Raw genomic sequence first — 22,643 nt, forward strand, 5'->3', positions numbered from 1 at the left:
ATGGCGCAATACCTGCTGACTAGGCTCTGATTGCCGCATTGAAGCGGCATTCAACTGACTATTCTGGAGTAACACCCATGAAAGCTATCAACCTCGAATCGAAAAAAATCGCCAACCTGCACTGCCTGATCGCGGCTAAAGCGCGCTAAGTGAAGTGAATGATGAGGCTGGGAGGGCGACCTTCCAGCTTCATCACTGGCCATGCTCGGGGTTACAAAAACAATGCATATCAACCCACACTTTTTCATCCTTGCCCGCCCGCCGTTTACCGTGATCTGGAACTACAAAGACCACACTCAGTTTGAACTGGATACGTTGTATTCCTCGCGCTTGATAAGCCTTATTGAAGACCCTTCATTGTTCGACAGCGCGAGCGAGATTGACGCAGCCTTCCTGGCGGCCGGTCTGTTCTCAATTGATAAGCCGGTGCAACCGGAATGGGGATGGGACGAGCTGTCGAAGATCTTCCATATCGGCACCAAGAACCTGCCGTTTGAACATGTCCCCAGCGATATTCACGAATGGTCCGCGCAATACCTCGAGCATTGCGAAGAAGTCCTCGACACTCAGCCTCCCGTAGCGCGTTTTACCGCGCACGCTAATACCGACCTGATCTACTTGCCGGCGCCGATGCTGGACAAGGCCTCGAATGACCTCACAACAGTCCTGCTGCAAAGGAAAACCTCGCGCTCGTTCTCCTCGCAAGCTGTCACATGGGACGATCTGAGCCGCCTGCTTTACCTGACCCTGGGCTACCTCAAAGAACGCGAAGCCGATACCGGCGACACTGTCCCCGAAGCGTTCAGGTCGCGACGCAGCAGCCCGTCCGGCGGTGGTCTGAATGCCTGCGAAGGTTATGTCTATGCGGTGCGGATCGAAGGCCTGGAACCGGGTATTTATTATTACCATCCAGAGCTGCATGCATTGCGGTGGGTCCACTCGCTGCCCACCGCGCCGCTGGGGCAACTGCTGGCTGGACAGCACTTTATCAATGACCTGCCAATGGGGTTGTTCCTGACTGCGCGTTTTGACAAGTTGTGGTGGAAATATGAGCACTCCCGCGCTTACCGCATGGCCTTTGTCGAGGCAGGGCATATTTCGCAAACGTTCCAATTGACGGCAACCGAGCTGGGACTGTCCACATGGTTGACCGGTGCATTGAGTGACGAACAGGTCGAGAAATTGCTGGGGCTGGAAGATGCCACAGAACAACCGCTGTTCTTTGTCGGGGCCGGCTACGGCGACGGAGAAGTGCAGTGCAAGGAGCTCAAGGCGTTGATGGAAAATCGGGAGCGAGACCAGTGATGTCCACCGTTAGAACTGAGTCTGGCGGGAGTCGTCGGTACACGCTGGGGGATTGGCATAATCGATCGTCGGTGCGCAATAAAAAGACCCACTATGCCCTGCCGCCGGCCGCTGAAGTTCAGCTGCAATTACTGACTAAAGGCTGGTTCCCATCGTCGTTCATCCATTATTTTGCTCATCCGATTATCGAGCAGGCATCCGAGCAAACTCGCCATCGGTTGGCGGCGAATCACTTGGTTTATTTCCTCAACTACACGACGATACTCGAACACAAGATTGTCAACCGCGCGGTCGAAACCCTTATTCACGACGAGTTGCGTATCGAACTGCCGCATGCAATGAAAATTGCGGCATTGCAGTTGTACACCGACGAGGGTTATCACGCGCTGTTCTCCTACGAGCTGGCGGAGCAAGTGGCGAGGTTTTATCAGATGCCACCGTGGGATGTGCCGCCAAAACGCATCCGCTTACTGCTCGACTTGCTGGACACCGCCGGTGATGAAAGTCGTCCGTTGCTGTGGTTTATGGTCGGCTTTGTCTCCGAAACGATCATCGCCAAGGAGTTGCTCGACCTTACGGGCGATACCTTGGTGTCCACCGTTTATCAAATGTTCAGAGAACATCTGGAAGACGAGGCCCGGCACAGCCGGTATTTTTCCGAAGTATTTCAGTACCTGTGGCCACGCCTGTCGTCCACCCAGCAACTCGCTTCGGCCAGCCATTTGATCGATATTATCCTGGTGTTCTCGGAAGTGGACGAGCAATGGTTGGCTGCCAGCCTTGCCGGCGCTGGTATTTCTGCAGCCGAGGCAGAGCACGTCATCCAGCACATCGTCGCACCCCAAGCACGCGCCAGGCGCGCTCGCGCCGGCGCAACGGCGACACTCCAGGCGATGAAACGCGCCGGTTTTTTTGAGCAGCAGGCGCACAGGGAATTGTTCAGCGTGGCGGGACTCATTGATGCCTGAGACAACAGATCGCGCTACCCGAGCAACCAAAGTTGCCGCCGTCATACTGCTCATGACCATGGTCATGTTGGGCGTATTCCCGATCGACGTGCTACTGCCGTCGTTCCCGGCACTGTCAACGCAGTTCAACACCACACCAACGGACATTGCATTGTCTGTCAGCGTGTTCGCTATCGGCATCTCCCTCTCACAATTGCTGATTGGCCCCTTGTCTGACGCACTCGGTCGCAAGAATCTGCTGCTGGGCGGTATGGCCGTTTCGATTATGGGCGCCTTGGGCTGCGTCTGGGCTTCGGACTACGCCGCGTTTCTTATATTTCGTGTCGTCCAAGCGGTGGGTTGTGGCTGTTTTGTATTGTCCCAAGCATTGGTTCAGGACCTGTTTGTAGGTAAGGAGCGTGACCGTTTGCGCATCCTGATGGTGACTGCGAGCGGGATCTTCATCTCCATCTCGCCGCTGATAGGCACAGTGTTGCAACAATTGCTGGACTGGCAGGGAAGCTTTTACGTGTTCGCCGCGATTGCCGTGGTGGTGTTTGTGAAGGCATGGTTGTCGCTGCGTAACACGCCACCCGTCTCGAGTGCGGGGTCGAGTCTCAATATCTTCAAAACTTACCGGCAGCTGTGCCGCAACTTCAATTTCATTGCGTACTGGCTGATATGCGCCATCGTATTTGCCTGCCATTTCTCGTTTATCGTGGTCTCGCCACTCGTATTCATTGAACAGTTGCAAATGAGCAACTACGAGTTCTCGCTGATGCTGTTGATCTACGGTGCGGCCTACGTCCTGGGTGGCACCCTCGCCGGAGTGCTGAACAAACGCATGGAATCGGCAACGCAAATTCGCACGGGCTTGTGCCTGATTCTCCTGTCCGGTCTGACGATGCTGCTCCTGGCAACATTCTATGGCCTGACGCCCCTAACAGTGCTGGTACCGATGATGATTTGCACGGCAGGCACAACTATTACTCGGCCCGCGGCAACCTCCAGAGCGATGGAGTTGTTCCCGGATAACGCTGGTGCGTCAGCTTCAGCGGGTAACACGATAATATTCATAGGCGGTGGGTTGATCAGTGCCCTGATCAATCTTAGCGCCTATGACCTTCAAATGACGCTGGCCATCAGCTTCATAGTCCTGAGTGGTTTTGCATTGCTGATCAACGATCGTATCAATCGCGTGGCCAGAGTACAAAGCCTGGCTTGATGCACAGATGAGCCATTAAGGACAAAAAAAGCCCGCTATTCGCGGGCTTTCTTAGTTTGGCTGAACCGTTTATTTGCGAAACGTCGCCACTGCTCTATGAGCCAACACCTGTTGGCGCCGATGCCTGGTTAACCCAGTTGCCGAGATTTCACTGCCCCAGTCTGACTCCTCGTGAATCATTGTCTGTGCAAGAAGTACAGTAGCCAATTGCCCCATCAGTGCGACGAATACAACCCATCAGAACAAAGAATTGGCGTCAGCAAACCGATCATCGTAAAACTTCAAAAAAACGGAATGCACACTCCATGACCTTAATAATGTTTGTCCTGCTCAGTTTATTCGCCGGCTTCGCAGTTCCCTTGCAAGCCGGGACTAACGCAAAATTAGGCAGTCTGCTGGGCCACCCTTTGTGGGCAACCGCAGTTTCCTTGTTGGTCAGCCTGGTCGTTCTCATCGTTGTCATCATTGTTGTAAAAGCGCCCCGTCCGAACTTTTCAGCGGTACAGGAAGGTCCGTGGTGGATTTGGATGGGGGGTGTCGCGGGTGTGTTTTACATCACCGTCGCCTTATTGATGGCCCCCCGGCTCGGTGCGCTGAACTTCATCATGGCGGTATTGGTCGGCCAACTTATCGTTTCAATCGCGATTGACTACTTTGGCCTGATCGGCTTTCCCAAGCAGTCTCTAAATATTAATAAACTGGTCGGCGTAATCGTCGTCATTGGAGGTTTTCTTATTACTACGCGCACTTGAAAATAAACAACGGGGTCACCGAAACAGAAGACTTCTTCATGTTCCCGAGTCAGGGATTGACGACAGCTATTATTTTTAGAAGGTGAGGCAATGACTAACCAATCTGCAACTGCTACGTATGACGCCATTGGCGAACGCTTCGAGGCTTTCACGGACACGGCCTCCCAGCGTTCAGTAGAAACCGCGACGTTTTTCCATATGGTCGGTGATGTCAAAGGCAAATCCGTACTGGACCTGGCCTGCGGCTTCGGCTTCTTTGGCCGTGAGTTATATCGCCAGGGCGCAAGCAAAGTGGTCGGGGTGGATATTTCCGCCTCGATGATTGACCTGGCTCGCAAGGAATCGGCGTGTAATCAGGAAGCGATCGAGTTCCATGTCAGCGATATCTGCGAACTGGGCGTCCTCGGCAAATTCGACCTGATTACCGCCGCCTGGCTGTTCAACTACGCCGACTCGCCGGCAAAACTGGACAAGATGTTCCAGGTGGCCGCCAAGAATCTCGCCCCCGGCGGCCGCGTCGTGGCCTACACCGTGGAGCCGACATTCCAGCTGCAACGCGGCAACTTCACCAAGTACGGCGTGCATGTGCTGACCGAAGAAGCCCACGAAGGCGGCTTTCGCCACCACGCTGAATTCGTCACCCAGCCGCCCAGCGCCTTTACCTTTCATCGCTGGAGCCGTGAGCGTTATGAACTGGCGATCATGAAGGCAGGCTTCTCGCGTCTGCAATGGCAAAAACCCCTCATCTCCGAAGCCGAGCGGGCCAAACATCCTAAAGGCTATTGGGATGATTTCGAGCGCAACTGCCTGCAAACCGGGCTGATCTGCACCCTATAAAAGCCGGGCACGCGGCACCTGGGTGCGCGTGCCTTTTCTTTACTGCAGCAGGAAACCAAGCGTTATGACTTCCAAGGGTTTCAACCATTGGCCGGTGTTCGACGGCCCCCTGACCGCCGAGATGACCGACCGTTTTTTGATGGGCCTGCCTGAGCACTTCCAGGACGCGCTTAACTTGAAGCTGCCCCTGGCCGCCTGGCGCCAGGTCTCGGAAGAGTCCATCGAACAGTTGGCTGAACGCGTGGAAAACCCGGTCTCGCCACTGGCCTGGCGCTATGCCGCTGCCCAACTGCTGGCCCTGACCATGGACCCACGGCTCGACGTGCTCAACCCGGCAATGATTCACATCAGTGGCGGCCAGGTCGAAATCGGCCTGCCAGAATCGGCGGTGGATCAAGTCATGCACGACCTGCAGGGCCTCGGCCTGGACCGCGACTGGATCGCCAAGGAAGTACCGCGACATCCGGTACACCTGCAACCCTACGCGATTGGCAAGTACCCGGTCACCAACCTCGAATACCGCGCCTTCCTCGAAGCCTCGGGCCACGCGCGGATTCCCGAAAGCTGGGCGTTCGGCCAATATCCCAGCGAGCGCGCCAATCACCCGGTGTACGGCATCACCGCCGAAGACGCCGACGCCTACGCCGCTTGGCTCAGCGCAGCCAGTGGCCAGGCCTACCGCCTGCCCACCGAAGCCGAGTGGGAATACGCCGCGGCCGGCCCGGAAAACCTCGAATACCCCTGGGGCCCGACCTTTCTGCCGCAGCACGCCAACACCGCCGAAATGGGCCTGTTCGACACCACCCCGGTGGGCCTGTTGATCGAAGGCGCCTCGCCCTTTGGCTGCCTGGACATGGCCGGCAACGTCGAAGAGTACGTCAGCGATGACTATGCCCCCTACCCAGGCGGCACGGCTATCACCGACGACCTGGTAACCGTGGTCGGCAACCACCGGATCGCCCGCGGCGGCAGCTTCACCCGCTTTCGCGACCTGACTCGCAATTGCCGACGCCACGGCAAATACCCGCGACAGATTTATGTAATGGGTTTTCGCCTCGCCAAGACCCTGTAGACCCCTCGCTGTCTTAAAACGAATAACTTCAAACAAAAACGCGTTAATCATTCAGCATGGAAGGAACCGCAAATGACCCGCCTAAGCGTACGCAATCACGTTGATATTCCCTTGGATGACACTTCGCATCCCGGGACTTTTTATACGTTCAGTGGATTGGAAACCGCCCACGAACATATTGTCATTAAATTGGGGCCGGCTAACCCGGTCAGCCCGTTAGTGCGGATTCATTCTGAGTGCCTGACGGGTGATGTATTCAGTTCGCAGCGGTGTGATTGTGGCCCTCAACTAAATGAGTCCATCGACCGTATGCGAGAAGTCGGTGGCTATTTGATTTACCTGCGCCAGGAAGGTCGAGGGATTGGCTTATATGCAAAGTTGGATGCTTACCGCTTGCAGGATTCCGGCATGGATACTTTCGAAGCAAATGCACACCTTAATTTCCCCGAAGATGACCGCGACTTTTCCATGGCCGCCGGCATGTTGAAAGCGTTGAATATCAAACATTGCCAATTGATTACTAATAATCCGGACAAAGTTCAGGCCCTGGTTGATAACGGCATTATCGTCGATAAAGTGATTCCCACTGGCGTCTTTGTCACGCGCCATAACACCCATTACCTGCAAGCCAAAGTCGATAAAAAAAATCACGTGATCAACCTGGTGAAATAACTCGCTTGCGCGGCTGAGTCATTCAGGTCGCCCGCAATAAGCCAACCTCAACATTAAGGATAATGACGCATGAGACATTTTGGCCCTATCAGCGGTATTGCAACGTTCAACGATACCTACGTCGCCACCGCCGGCTATGACAACCAGGTGATCCTCTGGGACGCAAAAACCAAAACCCCGATCCAGCGCGTACTCCACGACCACCTGGCCAACCAATGCGCGTTCAACGCCAGCGGCACGTTGCTGGTCAGTGCCAGCAGCGACTACACCGCCCGCGTCTGGGAAATTCCTTCGCTGCGCTTGAAGAGCGTGCTGGTCGGCCACGATGACGACATCGAAATGGCGGCCTTCTCACCGGATGGCCAGACCATCGCCACCTGCTCCCGCGACCACACCATCCGCCTGTTCAACCTCAGTGGGCAAACCCGGAAGATCCTGACAGGCCATGAGGCCGATGTGATCTCGGTGTGCTGGTCCGCAGACGGCCAGACCCTGGTGTCGAGCAGCGATGACGGTTCGATCCGCCGCTGGGACGCCGCCACCGGCGAGCAACTGGACATCATCGACCTCGGCGGTGTCGAGACCGACACCGTGGCCTTATCCCGCGAAGGCATCATCTTTGCCGGTGACGACGAAGGCAAGATTTCGGTGATCAGCAGCAGCGGCACCTACCTGCAACCGGCCCACGCCGCCGGGATCAAACGCATTGTGTGGAACGACGCGCAGCGCCTGCTGGTCAGCCTGAGCTACGACCGCTGCGTAATGCTATGGAAACTGACCGCCGACAACCGCCTGGAAAAAACCGCACAGACCTCACTGCCAAGCATCATCTGGCCGCGCAGTTGCGCATTGCTCGGTGACCAGCGCATCGCCTTCGTGACCTTTGGGTCCACCTACGCCACCTGGGATTTCACTACCCAGCAATGGGACGTCAGCGGCATCGAGCCGGCCATCAGCCTGAACGCGGTGACGGTGGTCGGCGACGACATTTACAGCATCGGCGACGCCGGTATCCTGCAGATCAATGGCCAGCCCAGCACCAAGGCCGGCAGCCTGTGCAATTTCCTGCTGCCATTCGGCGACAGCGTGTTGACCGGCGGGCAAATGGGCACGGTGTTCGACGCCAAGACCGGCGACGTGATCTACCAGCACCGCTCACCGCTCAACTGCGGCACGACCTTTGAAAAGGACGGCGAGCTGCACGCCGCGATTGGTACCTACACCGGCGAAGCCTTGATCTTCAACCTGATGGATCGGCAGCCGCAGTTCCTGCGCGAAGTGCGCATGCATGAAAATGCGATCAAAGGCATCGCGGCGGATGAACAGTACTTGTTCAGCGTGTGCGCGACGGCGGCGGCGGCGTTTTTCCGCATTGCCGACTTCGAGCTTGAGACCTACCTCGACAAGGCCCACGACCGCATTTCCAACGGTTGCACACAGATCCAGGGCGGCTTTGCCAGCATCGGTCGGGACCTCAAGCTGCGCCTGTGGCAGGCTGGCAACAGCGAAGTCTATGACACCCCCCACAGCCACTCGATCAAGTGCATCGCCATCTCCAAGGACCGCAAGATGATCGCCACCGGCAGCTACGGCGGCACCGTGGCCGTGTTCGACCTGGCCAAGCGCAGTTGGGCAAAGGTGGAGAAGATCACCGCCAGCGGTATCTCCTGCCTGACCCACGACGCCGAAGGCAGCGGCTTCCTCGCCAGTGCCTACGATGGCCGCATCTACCCGATCACCGCCCAGGCTTCGGCACGGCAAACGCACCCATGACCCACTTCAGCGAAATCGACTTTCAACATATGCAGCATGCATTGTCGTTGGCCGAGCGCGGCAGTCACTCCACCTGGCCCAATCCTCGGGTCGGGTGTGTCATCGCCCACGGTACGCATATCGTGGGTGAAGGCTGGCATCGGCGTGCGGGTGGCCCGCACGCCGAAGTGTTCGCCCTGCGCCAGGCCGGCTGCCTGGCCAAGGGCGCCACCGCTTATGTGACGCTCGAACCGTGCAGCCATGTCGGCCGTACGGGGGCCTGCCATCAAGCGCTGATCCAGGCCGGCGTGGCTTGCGTGATCGTGGCCCATGAAGACCCGTTCAAGCAGGTCGACGGGCGCGGCATTGCCGAACTTCGCGCAGCCGGGATCGAGGTCAAGGTCGGTTTGCTCAACGTCGCGGCGTGGGAACTGAACCGGGGTTTCTTGTCCACGGTCCAGCGCAAGCGGCCCTGGGTGCAGTTGAAGATGGGCATGAGCCTGGACGGCCGCACCGCGCTGAACAATGGCAGTTCGCAGTGGATCACCAGCGCCCGGGCGCGCGCCGATGTGCAGTACTGGCGCGCGCGCAGTGCGGCGATCCTGACCGGCAGCGGCACCGTACTGGCGGATAACCCCTCGCTGACCGTGCGTGAAATGGCGTCCGCCGAGGCCATCGCGCCATTACGGGTGATCCTCGACAGCCAGGCGCGCGTGCCGCAGACCGCACGCGTGTTCGACGACCAGGCGCCGAGCCTGCATGTGATGCACGAGCGCCATGTACCGCAAGGCGCCAACGGCGAACGCCTGCTCGGCCTGCCGGGTAATCAGCAGGGTCTGGATCTGCACGCCCTGATGGCTCACTTGAGCGAGCGCGGCCTGCATGACGTCATGGTGGAAGCCGGCCCGACACTGGCCGGCAACTTGTTGCGCGCAGGCCTGGTCGACGAGTTGCTGCTGTACGTAGCACCGCGTCTGCTCGGCGACCTGGCACGGCCATTGGTACATTTGCCGGAGCTGGAACACCTGACGCACTCCCTGGACTTTACCCTGTACGACGTCACCCAACTGGGGCAAGACCTGCGTTTACGCCTGCGCCCCGATCAATCGGCCAGTACGGTATGAGCCACCACTTGCTTGACTTGATCGCGCAACCACGCATGTGCCGGATCGTCACAGAAACGCTGGTGCCAGATCTGCACAAATGGAAAACGCGGAATGCTGAACGGTGGCGGCAATTGCACCAGGTCCGGGTTAAGCAAGGTGTCCTCCAGGGTTCGCGTCGCGACGGTGAGGATCAGGTCAGTGTTGTGCAACAAGCCTGGCGCAGTGCGCCAGTGCGGCACGCTCACGGCGATACGACGGCGCAAGCCTTCGGCGCGCAACACGCTGTCGACTTCGCCATTGGCGCCACCGTCCATGGACACCTGGATATGCGGGCGCTCCAGGTAGCTCTCCAGGTCCAGCATGCCTTCCTTGGGCAAGGTCCGCCGGTCGAGCAGGCAGGAAAAACTTTCCTCGAACAACACTTCCATCGACACGTCGGGCGTCAGGCTGGGGAACACCCCCAGGGCCAGGTCGATCTTGCCCTGCGCCACTTGCTCGAACATCGCGTGCCGGCTGCCCTGGGTTACCACCAGGGTCGTGTTCGGCGCCTCTCGACGCAGTCGCACCAGCAATTTGGGCAAGATAATCGCCGCGCCATAATCCGACATCGCCAACTGGAAGGTGCGTTGAGAATTGGCCGCGTCGAAGTCGATGGACTTGCCGAACAGCGTTTCAATCTGGCTGAGAATCTCGCGCAGCGGGTCCTGAATGTTTTGCGCCATGGCGCTAAGCATCACCTCGTTGCCCTCGCGGATCAGGATCGGATCGTCCAGCAGCACTCGCAATTTACTCAGAGAATGACTGATGGCCGGCTGGCTCAAATTCAGCCGCTCCCCCGTGCGGGTGACGTGCTTTTCGGTCAGCAGTGCATGGAGCACCACCAACAGGTTCAAATCGATATTGCGCAATAAGACTGTGACCATGCGATGAATTCCATTTCAGGGAGCAACCCTTTAAACAGGAGCAAAACATGCCTCAAATCAAGCGAATTATTGAGACCGCGCTGTACGTGGATGACCTTGAGCGCGCCAAAGCTTTTTACAGCCAGCACCTGCAACTGGAAGCGATGGTTGAGAGCAGCGTGCTCGTCGCGTTCAACGTTGGTCAACAGAGTACTCTCTTGCTGTTCAAACGGGGCGCCTCTGTGCACACCAAATATTTGAGCGGCGGCGAGATCCCGCCCCACGACGCCAGCGGGCGTATTCATATCTGTTTTGCCATCGATGCCGAAGACCTGCCGACCTGGGAGAAGCGCCTGGGCGCGGCCAATATCGCCATCGAAGGGCGTACGCACTGGCCCAAGGGCGGATCGAGCGTTTACTTCCGTGACCCGGATGCGAACCTCGTCGAACTGCTGACACCGGGCTGTTGGCCCATTTACTGATTGCTCTTCAAGGAATGAAGCTTATGCCTCACGTCAGCACTGCGGGACGTGCCGTTTCCCGAACCACCGTGGCATTGCTGATCGCCGCGCTCCTGTTGCTCGCCCTGGCCTGGGGCTTATGGCGCTGGAGCCATCCGGCCGTTGCCTCCTACGCCCCGGCGCCGATAAAGGTCGCGATTGCGCCGGTCAGCGATGCACCGTTCACCCGCTACCTGGAGGCAATCGGCGAACTGGAGGCGGTGCAGCAGGTGAGCGTGCCCGCCGAAGTCGGGGGGCGCGTGGTGCAGTTGCCGGTGGAGTCCGGCCAGCGTGTTGAGCGGGGCCAAGTGCTGGTCAAGCTCAACGATGCGCCACAGCGCGGCAGCCTGATGCGCCTGCAAAGCGAGCTGGAAAACGCCAAGGTCAAGCTGGAGCGTTCGCGCACCCTCGTCAAGGTCAACGCTATCTCCCACGAAGCCTTCGACAATGCCCAGACCGAGTACACCACGGCTCAAGGAGCCCTGCAGGAACTCAAGGCGCAGATTGATCAACTGACCATCCGCGCCCCTTTCGCCGGCACCCTGGGGATTCGCAAGGTGCACTTGGGGCAGTACGTCAACCCGGGCGACAGCCTGATCAACCTGGTCGGCGACCAAGGCCTGTACGTCAATTTCAGCGTGCCGGAACAAGCGTTGGCGCAACTCAAGGTCGGCAACCGCCTGGACGTGCAGCTCGATGCCCTGCCGGGGCAACGCTACACCGCGCGCATCAGCAGCATCGACCCGTTCCTTGATCGCGCGCGCACCTTGAGTGTCCAGGCGCTGCTGCAAGCGCCGACGCTCGGCGCCTTGCCGCGCATGTTCGCCAAAGTGCGCCTGCCCCAGCCGCTGCCGAGCAATACGCTGACCGTGCCGGAAACCGCGATCACCTATAACGCCTATGGTGAAGATGTGTTTGTGGTGCAACCCTCGCCAGACGCCAACACCCCGCCGATTGCCCGGCGGGTGCTGGTCAAGACCGGCGAACGCCGGGATGGCCGGGTAGTGATCGACTCGGGTTTGAATCCGGGTGAGCAGGTGGTGATTTCCGGGCAGATCAAGCTCAGCGACGGCGCCGCCATCGAACCCCTTGAACGCACGGTGTTGAACGACGCCAACACGCCCCCGCGGCTGAGCATGTCCGGAGAGCAACCGTGAAATTCACCGACCTCTTTGTGCGCCGCCCGGTGCTGGCCCTTGTGGTCAGCCTGCTGATCGTACTGGCCGGCCTCAAGGCTTACCTCGACCTGCCCGTGCGTCAGTACCCGCTGCTGGAAAGCTCGGTGATCAGCGTCACCACAGACTATCCCGGCGCCCCCGCCGAGCTGATGCAAGGCTTTGTAACCCAGCCGATCAACCAGTCCCTGGCCTCGGTGGAAGGCGTGGACTACGTCAGCTCGACCTCGGTGCAGGGACGCAGCCAGATCACCTTGCGCATGGCCCTTAATCAGGATTCGGCCAAGGCCCTGAGCGATGTGATTGCCAAGGTCAACCAAGTCAAATATCGTCTGCCGGAACAGGCCTACGACCCGGTGATCGAACGCTCCGCCGGCGACGCAACGGCCGTGGCCTATGTGGGATTTTCCAGTGATTCGCTCAGCGCTTCGGCCTTGAGCGATTACCTCAGTCGCGTGGTGCAGCCGCTGTTTTCCACCATCGAGGGTGTGGCCAAGGTCGAGACCTTCGGCGGCCAACGCCTTGCCATGCGCCTGTGGCTCGATCCGCAGCGCATGGCAGGCCACGGCATCAGCGCGGCTCAGGTCGAACAGGCCATCCGCGACAATAACTTCCAGGCCGCACCGGGGCAGATCAAGGGCCAGTACGTGGTCTCCTCAATCCAGGTCAATACCGACCTGAGCAGCCTGGATGAATTTCGCAACATGGTCATCAGCAACACGGGTGACCACCTGCTGCGCCTGCGCGATATCGCTACGGTGGAGCTCGGCTCGGCCGCCTATGAAACCAGTGCCCTGATGGATGCCAAGCCGGCGGTACACCTGGGCCTGTACGCAACGCCCAAGGGCAACCCGCTGCTGATCGTCGCCGATATCAAGCGCCTGCTGCCGGCCATCGAGAAAACCTTGCCGCCGGGGGTCAAGGTGGCGCTGGCGTTCGAGACCGCGCACTTTATCGAGGCGTCGATCATCGAAGTGATCGAGACCCTGATCGAAGCGATCCTGATCGTGGTGTTGATCATCTACCTGTGCCTGGGCTCGGTGCGCAGCGTTATCATCCCTATCGTCAGCATCCCGCTGTCGATGCTCGGCGCTTTGGCGCTGATGACGTTGTTCGGGTTCAGCATCAACCTGCTGACGCTGCTGGCGATGGTGCTGGCCATCGGCCTGGTGGTGGATGACGCCATCGTGGTGATGGAGAACATCCACCGTCACCTCAAGGAAGGCCGCACGGCCCTGCAAGCCGCGCTGTTCGGCGCACGGGAAATTGCTTCGCCGGTGATCGCCATGACCATCACCCTGGCCGCCGTCTATATGCCCATCGGACTGATGAACGGCCTGACCGGCGCGTTGTTCAAGGAGTTCGCCCTGACCCTGGCCGGCGCGGTGCTGGTCTCCGGGGTCATCGCCCTGACCCTGACCCCGGTGATGTGCGCCAAGCTGCTGCCCAGCCAGGAACACGAAGGGCGCATGAGCCGCCTGGCCGAGCGCTTCTTCAAGCGCCTGGCGCGCCTTTACCAGCGCGCGTTGCTCGGCTCGTTGCGCAGGCGAGGGCTGATCCTGCTGCTGGGCGCACTGGTGCTGATCAGTCTGCCCTGGCTGTACGGGCAGGCCAGCAAGGAACTGGCGCCGAATGAGGACCAGGGCAACCTGCTGCTGGCGATCAAGTCACCGCAACACGCTAACCTCGATTACGTGGAGCGCTATGCCTATCAGCTGAGCGAGATTCTCGGCCAACTGCCGGAGACCGTCAGTACCTGGATCATCAACGGCAACGACGGGGTGGCGGCCAGCTTCGCCGGCGTCAACTTCAGCGAGTGGTCGCAACGTTCACGCAGCGCCGCGAGTATCCAGGCCGAACTGCAACAGAGCGTGGATGCGGTGGAGGGCAACTCGATCTTTGTGTTCCAGTTGCCGCCACTGCCCGCTTCGACCGGCGGTTTGCCGGTACAACTGGTGATACGCAGCACCGAGGACTACCGCTCGTTGTACCAGGCTATGGAAGAACTGAAGACCCAGGCACGGGCCAGCGGCCTGTTTGCGGTGGTCGATAGCGACCTGGCCTTCAACAACCCAGTGACCCAGGTGCGCATCGACCGCAGCAAGGCCAACAGCCTGGGGATCCGCATGCAGGACATCGGTAGCACCTTGGCGGTGTTGATCGGCGAAAATTACACGAACCGCTTCGCCTTGCAGGGCCGTTCTTATGATGTGATCCCCCAGAGCCAGGCGTCGCGTCGCCTCACGCCCCAGGACCTGAACGCCTTCTACCTCGATACCGACGCGGGCCAGCAGGTGCCGCTGTCGACCGTGGTCAGCCTGCACAGCGTGATCGAGCCGAACAAGCTCAAGCAGTTCAATCAGCAGAACAGCGCGACCTTCCAGGGCATCCCGGCGCCGGGGGTCAGCCTGGGTCAGGCGGTGGCGTTTTTGCAGGCGCACAGCCAACAGCTGCCGGCCAGCTTCAGCCATGACTGGCAGGCCGATTCGCGCCAGTTCATTCACGAAGGCAATGCGTTGATGCTGACGTTCCTGTTTGCGCTGATCGTGATCTACATGGTGCTGGCCGCGCAGTATGAAAGCCTGACCGATCCACTGATCATCCTGATTACGGTGCCGCTGTCGATCTGCGGCGCGTTGATCCCGCTGGCCCTGGGTTTGGCCACGATCAACATCTACACGCAGATTGGCTTGGTGACGCTGATCGGACTGATCAGCAAACACGGGATCCTGATGGTCGAGTTCGCCAACGAGTTGCAGCTGCTATACCGCTGCACGCCGGCCCAGGCGATAATCCGCGCGGCGCGAATCCGTCTACGCCCTATCCTGATGACCACAGCCGCGATGGTGGTTGGACTAGTACCGATGCTGTTCTCGTCCGGCGCAGGCGCCAGCAGCCGATTTGGCCTGGGGCTTGTGATCGTTATCGGGATGCTGGTGGGCACTTTGTTTACGCTGTTCGTGCTGCCGTCGGTCTACACCCTGCTGTCGCGGGCGCACAAGCCGGTAATTGATTGGGCAGTAATAGAAAAAAAACCCGCAAGCTTCAAACCTCAAGCTTAAAAGCAAAACGGGCCTCCTAAGGGACGCCCGTTTTAGTCAGTGTAGGTAGCCCTAACGCTGTCTGAGAATCGTCTTATTTGTGAGCCCGCTGATTGGGATGAATAGCCCCTAACAATGCTGAATACAAAAATTGAAGAGATTCAAGGATGAGCACGAACAGATGTTTGTGTGAGGAAGCTTTAAGCACGCCCTGATAGCAGACACATCTCACTCAACCCACTTTGAAGCTCCGCTTGAGTCTCACGGGAGCGGAGCCCAAATTCGGGCGCACAGGCAATCAGTTTTTCCGCCAGGCCCTCGGCCCAGCCTTGCACATCATCATCCAAGGCGATCCAGTGTTGAAGCTGTGGGCGAGCAGCGTATCGACAAATCTGATCGTACCTTTGTTGGCGCCGGCGCCGAATTGACCCAGTTGCCGAGATATCACTGACCCGGGCAGACTCCTCGCGAACCAATACTTTTCCTGGATTTGTGTTGACTTGAGGGTGGGTCAATTCAGCGTTGGAGTTAACAGATTAGCCGAACCATTTATTCGTGAAAAACGCATTTAAAGTGTGAACCTACACGAGCCATTAAGCACAAAAAAAGCCCGCTATTCGCGGGCTTTCTTAGTATGGCTGAACCGTTTATTTGCGAAACGTCGCCACTGCTCTATGAGCCAACACCTGATCAGAAGTCCAGGTTGGACACTGCCAAGGCATTGCTCTCGATGAAGTCACGACGAGGCTCGACCGCATCACCCATCAGGGTGTTGAAGATCTGATCAGCGCCAATGGCGTCTTCGATGGTCACACGCAGCATGCGACGCTGAGCCGGGTCCATGGTGGTTTCCCACAGCTGATCCGGGTTCATCTCGCCCAGACCTTTGTATCGCTGGATGGTGTGACGCTTGGTGCTTTCCGCCATCAGCCAATCAAGGGCTTCCTTGAATTCCTTGACCTGCTTCTTGCGTTCGCCACGCTGAATGTAAGCACCGTCGTCCAGCAGCGTGCTCAATTGCGCACCGAGGGTAACGACGGTTTTGTAGTCGTTACTGCCGAAGAAGTCGCGGTTGAAGGTGACGTAGTTCGACAGGCCATGGGAGATAAGTTCAACCTCTGGCAGCCACACGTTACGTTCACGGTCTTCACGCAGGCTGGCTTTGTAGACCAGGCCAGACTTCTCCGAAGTGCGCAGGCGAACTTCGTACTGGGCCAGCCAATTCTGCATGTGTGCGTGATCGCCCAGCTGTTCCAGGCTCACCGATGGCAGGTAGATGAAGTGCTCGGTCAGTTCCTGAGGGTACAGGCGCGACAGACGCTTGAGGGTCTTCATCACCATGCGGAAGTCATTAACCAGACGTTCCAGCGCTTCACCGGAAATGCCCGGCGCTTCGTCGTTCAAGTGCAGGCTCGCGTCTTCCAGGGCCGACTGCGTCATGTACTCTTCCATGGCATCGTCGTCTTTGATGTACTGCTCTTGCTTGCCCTTTTTCACTTTGTACAACGGTGGCTGAGCGATGTAGATGTAGCCACGCTCGATCAGCTCCGGCAACTGACGGAAGAAGAAGGTCAACAGCAGGGTACGAATGTGCGAACCGTCGACGTCAGCATCGGTCATGATGATGATGTTGTGATAACGCAACTTGTCGATGTTGTACTCATCGCGGCCAATACCGCAGCCCAACGCCGTGATCAAGGTGCCGACTTCCTGAGAGGAAATCATCTTGTCGAAGCGGGCCTTCTCAACGTTGAGGATCTTACCTTTCAACGGCAGGATGGCCTGGGTGCGACGGTTACGACCCTGCTTGGCGGAACCGCCAGCAGAGTCACCTTCCACCAGGTACAGTTCGGAGAGGGCAGGGTCCTTCTCCTGGCAGTCAGCCAGTTTGCCTGGCAGGCCAGCGATATCCAGCGCGCCTTTACGGCGGGTCATCTCACGGGCTTTACGCGCCGCTTCACGGGCACGCGCCGCGTCGATCATCTTACCGACGACCAGCTTGGCTTCGTTCGGGTTCTCCAGCAGGAAGTCGGAGAAGTATTTACCCATCTCCTGTTCCACTGCCGTCTTCACTTCGGAAGACACCAGCTTGTCTTTGGTCTGGGAGCTGAACTTCGGATCCGGCACTTTCACCGAGATAATCGCGGTCAGGCCTTCACGTGCATCGTCACCGGTGGTGGCGACTTTGTGCTTCTTGGCCAAGCCTTCGGCTTCGATGTAGGTGTTCAGGTTACGCGTCAGTGCCGAACGGAAACCCACCAAGTGAGTACCGCCGTCGCGCTGTGGAATGTTGTTGGTGAAGCACAACAGGTTCTCGTTGAAGCTGTCGTTCCACTGCAGGGCGATTTCCACGCCGATGCCGTCTTCACGCTGGATGTTGAAGTGGAACACCTGGTTGACCGCAGTCTTGTTGGTGTTCAGGTATTCAACGAACGCACGCAGGCCGCCTTCGTACTTGAACAGTTCTTCCTTGCCGCTGCGCTCGTCCTTGAGGACGATACCCACACCGGAGTTGAGGAAGGACAGTTCGCGAATACGCTTGGCCAGGATGTCCCAGCTGAAGTGGATATTCTTGAAGGTTTCAGCCGATGGCTTGAAGTGGATCTGCGTACCGGTGGATTCACTGTCGCCAACGATTTTCATCGGCTCTTGTGGCACACCGTGCACGTAAGTCTGTTCCCAGATTTTGCCGCTACGGCGAACAGTCAGGATCAGCTCTTCAGACAGGGCGTTCACTACCGACACACCTACACCGTGCAAACCGCCGGAGACTTTATAGGAGTTGTCGTCGAACTTACCGCCGGCGTGGAGCACGGTCATGATGACCTCTGCCGCCGAAACGCCTTCTTCTTTGTGCACATCTACCGGAATACCGCGACCGTTGTCGCGCACGGTGATGGACTCATCCGGGTGGATGATAATGCTGATGTCGTCGCAGTGACCGGCCAAAGCTTCGTCGATGGAGTTGTCGACCACCTCGAACACCATGTGGTGCAGACCGCTACCATCATCGGTGTCGCCGATGTACATACCGGGACGTTTGCGTACGGCATCCAAACCTTTCAGCACTTTAATGCTGGTCGAGTCGTACGTGTTTTCTTCGCTCATGCCTTCACTCCCGATGGTCGTGGGTCTGGGTGATACGGCCTTGTTCCACGTGGAACAAAGCGACTGGCGTTTCCGTCTGCCAGCCTTCCCTCAATAATTCGTGGTCCACACAGGTGATAAACACCTGGCAGCGTAAGTCTTCCAACAAGCGGCATAACGCGCGGCGGTGTTGCTCGTCGAGTTCGGACGGCAAGTCATCCACCAGATAAATACACTGACCGCGCCGGGCTTGGCTAACCAAATGCCCTTGGGCAATGCGCAGCGCACACACCACCAACTTCTGCTGACCGCGAGACAAGATATCCGCGGCATTATGTGCGCCTAATCTAAGGCGCAGATCAGCCCGTTGGGGGCCTGCTTGCGTATGGCCAATTTGCTGATCCCGTTGCAAGGACGTGGCGAGCACTGCGCTCAGCTCACGTTCTTTATCCCAACCACGGTAGTAGCTCAGCGTCAGGCCCTCGAGATCCAACAACTCACTCAAGGTCTGCTCAAAGACTGGTTTCAAGGCTTTGATATAGGCGCGTCGGTATTCATCTATTTCGTCGCTGGCCAGGCACAGTTCCCGGTCCCAGGCTGCTTGCGAAGCGGCGTCAAGTGTACCATGCCGCAGCCATGAGTTCCGCTGTCGCAGGGCCTTCTGCAGGCGCTGCCAAGTGGCCATGAAACGCGGTTCCACGTGGAACACTCCCCAATCGAGGAATTGCCTGCGGATTTTGGGTGCGCCTTCCAACAAGCGGAAGCTATCGGGGTTGATCAGCTGCAATGGCAGGATTTCCGCCAATTGCGCAGCACTGCGAGCATTTTGCCCATCAATGCGAATTTGAAATTCACCGCCGCGATCTCGCGATATCCCCAGGCTGCTATGACCGCCTTCGGCCAATTCGACTTGGCCGAACACCGTACAGGCCAGTTGTTCGTACTGAATCACCGGCAACAGGCGTGCGCTGCGAAAAGAACGGGCGAGCCCCAGCAAATGAATGGCTTCCAGCACGCTGGTTTTGCCACTGCCGTTGGCGCCGTGGAGGATATTGATGCGGGGGGAAGGGGAGAAGGTCACCGGGTGCAGATTGCGCACCGCGGTGACCGAGACGCGACTGAGGGACATCTAGCTTCTGCTGAGCATGATTACAGGCGCATCGGCATAACAACGTAAGCCGAGTCGTCGTTATCGGATTCTTGCACCAGGGCGCTGCTGTTGGAGTCCGACAGAATCAGGCGAACCTGTTCGGTGGTCATCACACCCAATACGTCCAGCAGGTAGCTCACGTTGAAACCGATCTCCAGCGAGCCGCCGTTGTAGTCAACGCCCACTTCTTCTTCGGCTTCTTCCTGCTCAGGGTTATTCGCCTGGATTTTCAATTGGCCGTTAGCCAGTTGCAGACGGATACCACGGTACTTTTCGTTCGACAGAATCGCGGTACGGCTGAATGCTTCACGCAGGGCCTGACGATCACCAATCACCAGCTTGTCGCCACCTTTAGGCAGCACGCGCTCGTAATCCGGGAACTTGCCGTCGACCAATTTGGAGGTGAAGGTGAACTCGCCGGTAGTAGCGCGGATGTGGTGCTGGCCCAGGACGATGCTGACGTTGCCGTCCGGCTCGGTGAGCAGACGCGCCAGTTCAAGGATACCTTTACGCGGCACGATCACTTGATGGCGATCCGGCTGGCCGATGTCAGCTTTCATCGAGCACATGGCCAGACGGTGACCGTCGGTGGCCACCGCGCGGATGATGCCTTCCGACACTTCCAACAGCATGCCGTTGAGGTAGTAACGCACGTCCTGTTGAGCCATGGCGAAACTGGTGCGCTCGATCAAACGACGCAGCCTGCTTTGCTCAAGGCTGCAGGTCAGCGAGCCCGGGCCTTCTTCCACCGTTGGGAAATCGTTGGCAGGCAACGTCGACAGGGTAAAGCGGCTGCGACCGGCCTTGACCACCAGCTTCTGCTCATCAACCTTGATGTCGATCAGCGCGTCGTTGGGCAAGCTCTTGCAGATATCCATCAGCTTGCGCGCCGGCACAGTGATCTCGCCCGGTTCAGCAGGCTCTTCCAGCTGCACGCGGCCGACCAGTTCGACTTCAAGGTCAGTGCCGGTCAAGGACAATTGCTGGCCTTCGACAACCAGCAATACGTTGGAGAGCACCGGCAAGGTCTGTCGGCGCTCGACGACGCCTGCGACCAGTTGCAGGGGTTTCAACAGGGCTTCGCGTTGAATGGTGAAATGCATGGTCTAGTCCCTTGCCTTAATAAGCTGCGCTGGTGTCATCAAGTTGTCAGTGTACGCAGCAGGTTCTTGTAGTCCTCGCGAATATCCGCGTCGGATTCCTTAAGTTCGTTGATCTTGCGGCACGCGTGCAAGACCGTGGTGTGGTCGCGACCGCCAAACACATCACCGATTTCCGGCAGGCTGTGGTTGGTCAGCTCTTTGGAGAGCGCCATCGCTACCTGACGTGGACGTGCCACTGAGCGCGAGCGGCGCTTGGACAGCAGGTCGGATATCTTGATCTTGTAGTACTCAGCCACGGTGCGCTGGATGTTATCCACACTCACCAGCTTGTCCTGCAGTGCCAACAAGTCTTTCAGGGATTCACGAATCAACTCGATGGTGATGTCGCGGCCCATGAAGTGCGAGTGAGCGATGACCCGCTTGAGCGCGCCTTCCAGCTCACGCACGTTGGAGCGAATACGTTGGGCGATAAAGAAAGCAGCGTCGTGCGGCAGATCGACTTTCGCCTGGTCGGCCTTTTTCATCAGGATGGCGACGCGGGTTTCCAGCTCCGGCGGCTCTACCGCAACGGTCAGGCCCCAGCCAAAGCGCGACTTCAAGCGTTCTTCCAGGCCTTCGATTTCCTTCGGGTAACGGTCGCTGGTCAAGATGACCTGCTGGCCGCCTTCGAGCAAGGCGTTGAACGTGTGGAAAAACTCTTCCTGAGAACGTTCCTTGCGCGCGAAGAATTGAATGTCATCGATCAGCAAGGCATCAACGGAACGGTAGAAACGCTTGAATTCGTTGATTGCGTTCAGCTGCAGGGCCTTGACCATGTCAGCCACGAAGCGCTCCGAGTGCAGGTACACAACCTTGGCATTCGGGTTCTTCTTTAATAGGTGATTACCCACCGCATGCATCAAGTGAGTCTTACCCAAGCCAACGCCACCATAAAGGAAGAGTGGGTTGTAACCGTGCTTGGGGTTGTCGGCGACCTGCCAGGCGGCCGCGCGGGCCAGCTGGTTGGATTTACCTTCGACGAAGTTTTCAAAGGTGAACGTGCGGTTCAAGTAGCTGGTGTGCTTGAGCGCGCCTTCAACCTGCACGGTGCGCTGTTCGGCACGCACTGGTGCTTGCTGGGAGCTGGCGCCGGCCATCGGGTCGAAGCTGTCGCGGGACGGCTCTTCATTTATAGGCGCGTTTTTCTGCGATGCGGATTTTGCAGGCGTCTGGGCAACGGGCGCTGGCGAGTTATTAACAGGTGCCGCAGCGGCCTGAGCCTGCGAAGCACTGGCGGCCAACGGCGCATTCGGCGCTGCACGCGGTGCAGAGCTACGTTTGCTGCCTATTAATAAGGAAAGCACGGGCGCAAGGCCGTTGCCGTGTTCGTCGAGCAATTCGAGAACGCGGCTCAGGTATTTCTCGTTAACCCAATCGAGAACAAAGCGATTCGGCGCGTAGACACGCAACTCGTCGCCTTCGGCTTCGACCTGTAGCGGACGGATCCAGGTGTTGAATTGCTGGGCAGGCAGCTCTTCGCGCAAAAGCTCCACGCACTGCTGCCAAAGTTCCACTGACACGGATATCCCCTAAGTTGAAAGCCGGTGAGGCAAAAACAGCCGCCATTGTAGCGGCCAGTCGTCCACTTATCCACATGTAGGTTGCTCACAGAGCACCCAAAATCAATGCGTTAACCGTAAAAAAGGCGACCAATGGTCTGTGCATAAGCTCTGTGGATAAGCGCCCCTAAGCTCGTTGCACAAGTGGGGTCGAAAGTCTGTGGGTAACTGGCCTGTGGATAACAACCCATTCCACCCACAGCTTATCCGACAGTGCAGCACAGGCTAAGCACCGCTTCCCCGCCTAGTTGTCATTCTCTGTACATCAGGTGGAATATGGGCTTAAGGCAGTTATCCACAGAAGATCGCCTGCCTAGCTTTTATAAGCTTTACAGAAAAGCTTTAAATAACTTCCTTCTTTATTTTTATATCTATGGCATTGCTCATGAAAGCCGAGTGGGCAAAAAAGGCCTGGTGGC

Annotated in this window: 17 protein-coding genes; 12 read left to right on the forward strand and 5 right to left on the reverse strand. The window is 58.1% G+C overall.

From position 1 onward, the window contains the following. Positions 1 to 222: 222 nt before the first annotated feature. From L8I05_RS13505 to ribD, 9 genes are all read left to right on the forward strand, one after another. Positions 223 to 1,305 carry a SagB family peptide dehydrogenase gene (locus tag L8I05_RS13505; RefSeq protein WP_242169508.1) on the forward strand — a complete coding sequence of 361 codons (1,083 nt, stop codon included), beginning with the start codon at positions 223 to 225 and terminating at the stop codon, positions 1,303 to 1,305. Further along, complete coding sequence (locus L8I05_RS13510; protein WP_242169510.1) at positions 1,305 to 2,273, forward strand: diiron oxygenase; 969 nt, start codon at positions 1,305 to 1,307, stop codon at positions 2,271 to 2,273. Before L8I05_RS13505 ends, L8I05_RS13510 begins: the two co-directional genes overlap by 1 nt. Further along, positions 2,266 to 3,477 carry a multidrug effflux MFS transporter gene (locus L8I05_RS13515; RefSeq protein ID WP_242169511.1) on the forward strand — a complete coding sequence of 404 codons (1,212 nt, stop codon included), beginning with the start codon at positions 2,266 to 2,268 and terminating at the stop codon, positions 3,475 to 3,477. Before L8I05_RS13510 ends, L8I05_RS13515 begins: the two co-directional genes overlap by 8 nt. Before the next feature lie 305 nt (positions 3,478 to 3,782). After that, positions 3,783 to 4,229: a DMT family transporter gene (locus L8I05_RS13520; protein WP_242169513.1), complete on the forward strand. Its 447-nt coding sequence runs from the start codon at positions 3,783 to 3,785 to the stop codon at positions 4,227 to 4,229. 90 nt (positions 4,230 to 4,319) lie between these two features. Next, the gene (locus tag L8I05_RS13525) at positions 4,320 to 5,066 is read left to right on the forward strand and encodes a class I SAM-dependent methyltransferase (protein WP_242169515.1); all 747 of its coding nucleotides are present in this window, start codon (positions 4,320 to 4,322) and stop codon (positions 5,064 to 5,066) included. A gap of 64 nt (positions 5,067 to 5,130) precedes the next feature. Further along, positions 5,131 to 6,138: an SUMF1/EgtB/PvdO family nonheme iron enzyme gene (locus tag L8I05_RS13530; protein WP_242169517.1), complete on the forward strand. Its 1,008-nt coding sequence runs from the start codon at positions 5,131 to 5,133 to the stop codon at positions 6,136 to 6,138. 72 nt (positions 6,139 to 6,210) lie between these two features. Then, positions 6,211 to 6,810 carry a GTP cyclohydrolase II gene (gene ribA, locus L8I05_RS13535; RefSeq protein ID WP_242169519.1) on the forward strand — a complete coding sequence of 200 codons (600 nt, stop codon included), beginning with the start codon at positions 6,211 to 6,213 and terminating at the stop codon, positions 6,808 to 6,810. A 69-nt stretch (positions 6,811 to 6,879) separates the two neighbouring features. Further along, entirely contained in the window at positions 6,880 to 8,583 is a 1,704-nt protein-coding gene (locus L8I05_RS13540) for a WD40 repeat domain-containing protein (RefSeq protein WP_242169521.1), read from the forward strand. Beyond that, positions 8,580 to 9,686: a bifunctional diaminohydroxyphosphoribosylaminopyrimidine deaminase/5-amino-6-(5-phosphoribosylamino)uracil reductase RibD gene (gene ribD, locus L8I05_RS13545; protein ID WP_242169523.1), complete on the forward strand. Its 1,107-nt coding sequence runs from the start codon at positions 8,580 to 8,582 to the stop codon at positions 9,684 to 9,686. The genes L8I05_RS13540 and ribD overlap by 4 nt, the downstream gene beginning before the upstream one ends. Here ribD and L8I05_RS13550 read toward each other — a convergent pair. Beyond that, positions 9,665 to 10,591, reverse strand: coding sequence for a LysR substrate-binding domain-containing protein (locus L8I05_RS13550; protein WP_242169525.1), 927 nt, complete (start codon positions 10,589 to 10,591; stop codon positions 9,665 to 9,667). The genes ribD and L8I05_RS13550 overlap by 22 nt on opposite strands. A gap of 47 nt (positions 10,592 to 10,638) precedes the next feature. Here L8I05_RS13550 and L8I05_RS13555 point away from each other — a divergent pair, with 47 nt between their 5' ends. The 3 genes from L8I05_RS13555 to L8I05_RS13565 are packed head-to-tail and all read left to right on the forward strand — an operon-like array spanning position 10,639 to position 15,307. Further along, positions 10,639 to 11,052, forward strand: coding sequence for a VOC family protein (locus tag L8I05_RS13555; protein ID WP_242169527.1), 414 nt, complete (start codon positions 10,639 to 10,641; stop codon positions 11,050 to 11,052). A 23-nt stretch (positions 11,053 to 11,075) separates the two neighbouring features. Continuing rightward, the gene (locus L8I05_RS13560) at positions 11,076 to 12,227 is read left to right on the forward strand and encodes an efflux RND transporter periplasmic adaptor subunit (RefSeq protein WP_242169529.1); all 1,152 of its coding nucleotides are present in this window, start codon (positions 11,076 to 11,078) and stop codon (positions 12,225 to 12,227) included. Continuing rightward, positions 12,224 to 15,307: a MexW/MexI family multidrug efflux RND transporter permease subunit gene (locus L8I05_RS13565; protein WP_242169532.1), complete on the forward strand. Its 3,084-nt coding sequence runs from the start codon at positions 12,224 to 12,226 to the stop codon at positions 15,305 to 15,307. Before L8I05_RS13560 ends, L8I05_RS13565 begins: the two co-directional genes overlap by 4 nt. Positions 15,308 to 15,976: 669 nt before the next feature. On the opposite strand, the gene gyrB is transcribed toward L8I05_RS13565, so the two are convergent. From gyrB to dnaA, 4 genes are read right to left on the reverse strand one after another with little or no spacing between them, the layout of a single operon-like run. After that, the gene (gene gyrB / locus L8I05_RS13570; RefSeq protein WP_101265040.1) at positions 15,977 to 18,394 is read right to left on the reverse strand and encodes a DNA topoisomerase (ATP-hydrolyzing) subunit B; all 2,418 of its coding nucleotides are present in this window, start codon (positions 18,392 to 18,394) and stop codon (positions 15,977 to 15,979) included. A 4-nt stretch (positions 18,395 to 18,398) separates the two neighbouring features. Continuing rightward, on the reverse strand, positions 18,399 to 19,502 hold the full coding sequence (gene recF, locus L8I05_RS13575; protein WP_010565854.1) for a DNA replication/repair protein RecF: 1,104 nt from the start codon (positions 19,500 to 19,502) through the stop codon (positions 18,399 to 18,401). Between the two features lie 20 nt (positions 19,503 to 19,522). Then, positions 19,523 to 20,626, reverse strand: a complete 1,104-nt coding sequence (dnaN, locus tag L8I05_RS13580) for a DNA polymerase III subunit beta (RefSeq protein ID WP_057439291.1) — start codon at positions 20,624 to 20,626, stop codon at positions 19,523 to 19,525. A gap of 38 nt (positions 20,627 to 20,664) precedes the next feature. Next, positions 20,665 to 22,185: a chromosomal replication initiator protein DnaA gene (dnaA, locus tag L8I05_RS13585; protein ID WP_159953419.1), complete on the reverse strand. Its 1,521-nt coding sequence runs from the start codon at positions 22,183 to 22,185 to the stop codon at positions 20,665 to 20,667. Positions 22,186 to 22,643 lie beyond the last annotated feature (458 nt).

Origin of the sequence: Pseudomonas sp. MONT-RG-20F-20-E-7-02 (genome assembly GCF_022662395.1) — a bacterium.
Lineage (GTDB): Bacteria > Pseudomonadota > Gammaproteobacteria > Pseudomonadales > Pseudomonadaceae > Aquipseudomonas.

Coding starts and splice junctions, on each gene's coding strand:
- L8I05_RS13530 (WP_242169517.1), top strand. CDS start 5,131: ATGACTTCCAAGGGTTTCAACCATTGGCCGGTGTTCGACGGCCCCCTG.
- ribA (WP_242169519.1), top strand. CDS start 6,211: ATGACCCGCCTAAGCGTACGCAATCACGTTGATATTCCCTTGGATGAC.
- L8I05_RS13550 (WP_242169525.1), bottom strand. CDS start 10,591: ATGGTCACAGTCTTATTGCGCAATATCGATTTGAACCTGTTGGTGGTG.
- L8I05_RS13515 (WP_242169511.1), top strand. CDS start 2,266: ATGCCTGAGACAACAGATCGCGCTACCCGAGCAACCAAAGTTGCCGCC.
- L8I05_RS13525 (WP_242169515.1), top strand. CDS start 4,320: ATGACTAACCAATCTGCAACTGCTACGTATGACGCCATTGGCGAACGC.
- L8I05_RS13555 (WP_242169527.1), top strand. CDS start 10,639: ATGCCTCAAATCAAGCGAATTATTGAGACCGCGCTGTACGTGGATGAC.
- recF (WP_010565854.1), bottom strand. CDS start 19,502: ATGTCCCTCAGTCGCGTCTCGGTCACCGCGGTGCGCAATCTGCACCCG.
- ribD (WP_242169523.1), top strand. CDS start 8,580: ATGACCCACTTCAGCGAAATCGACTTTCAACATATGCAGCATGCATTG.
- L8I05_RS13505 (WP_242169508.1), top strand. CDS start 223: ATGCATATCAACCCACACTTTTTCATCCTTGCCCGCCCGCCGTTTACC.
- L8I05_RS13540 (WP_242169521.1), top strand. CDS start 6,880: ATGAGACATTTTGGCCCTATCAGCGGTATTGCAACGTTCAACGATACC.
- L8I05_RS13560 (WP_242169529.1), top strand. CDS start 11,076: ATGCCTCACGTCAGCACTGCGGGACGTGCCGTTTCCCGAACCACCGTG.
- L8I05_RS13510 (WP_242169510.1), top strand. CDS start 1,305: ATGTCCACCGTTAGAACTGAGTCTGGCGGGAGTCGTCGGTACACGCTG.
- gyrB (WP_101265040.1), bottom strand. CDS start 18,394: ATGAGCGAAGAAAACACGTACGACTCGACCAGCATTAAAGTGCTGAAA.
- dnaN (WP_057439291.1), bottom strand. CDS start 20,626: ATGCATTTCACCATTCAACGCGAAGCCCTGTTGAAACCCCTGCAACTG.
- L8I05_RS13520 (WP_242169513.1), top strand. CDS start 3,783: ATGACCTTAATAATGTTTGTCCTGCTCAGTTTATTCGCCGGCTTCGCA.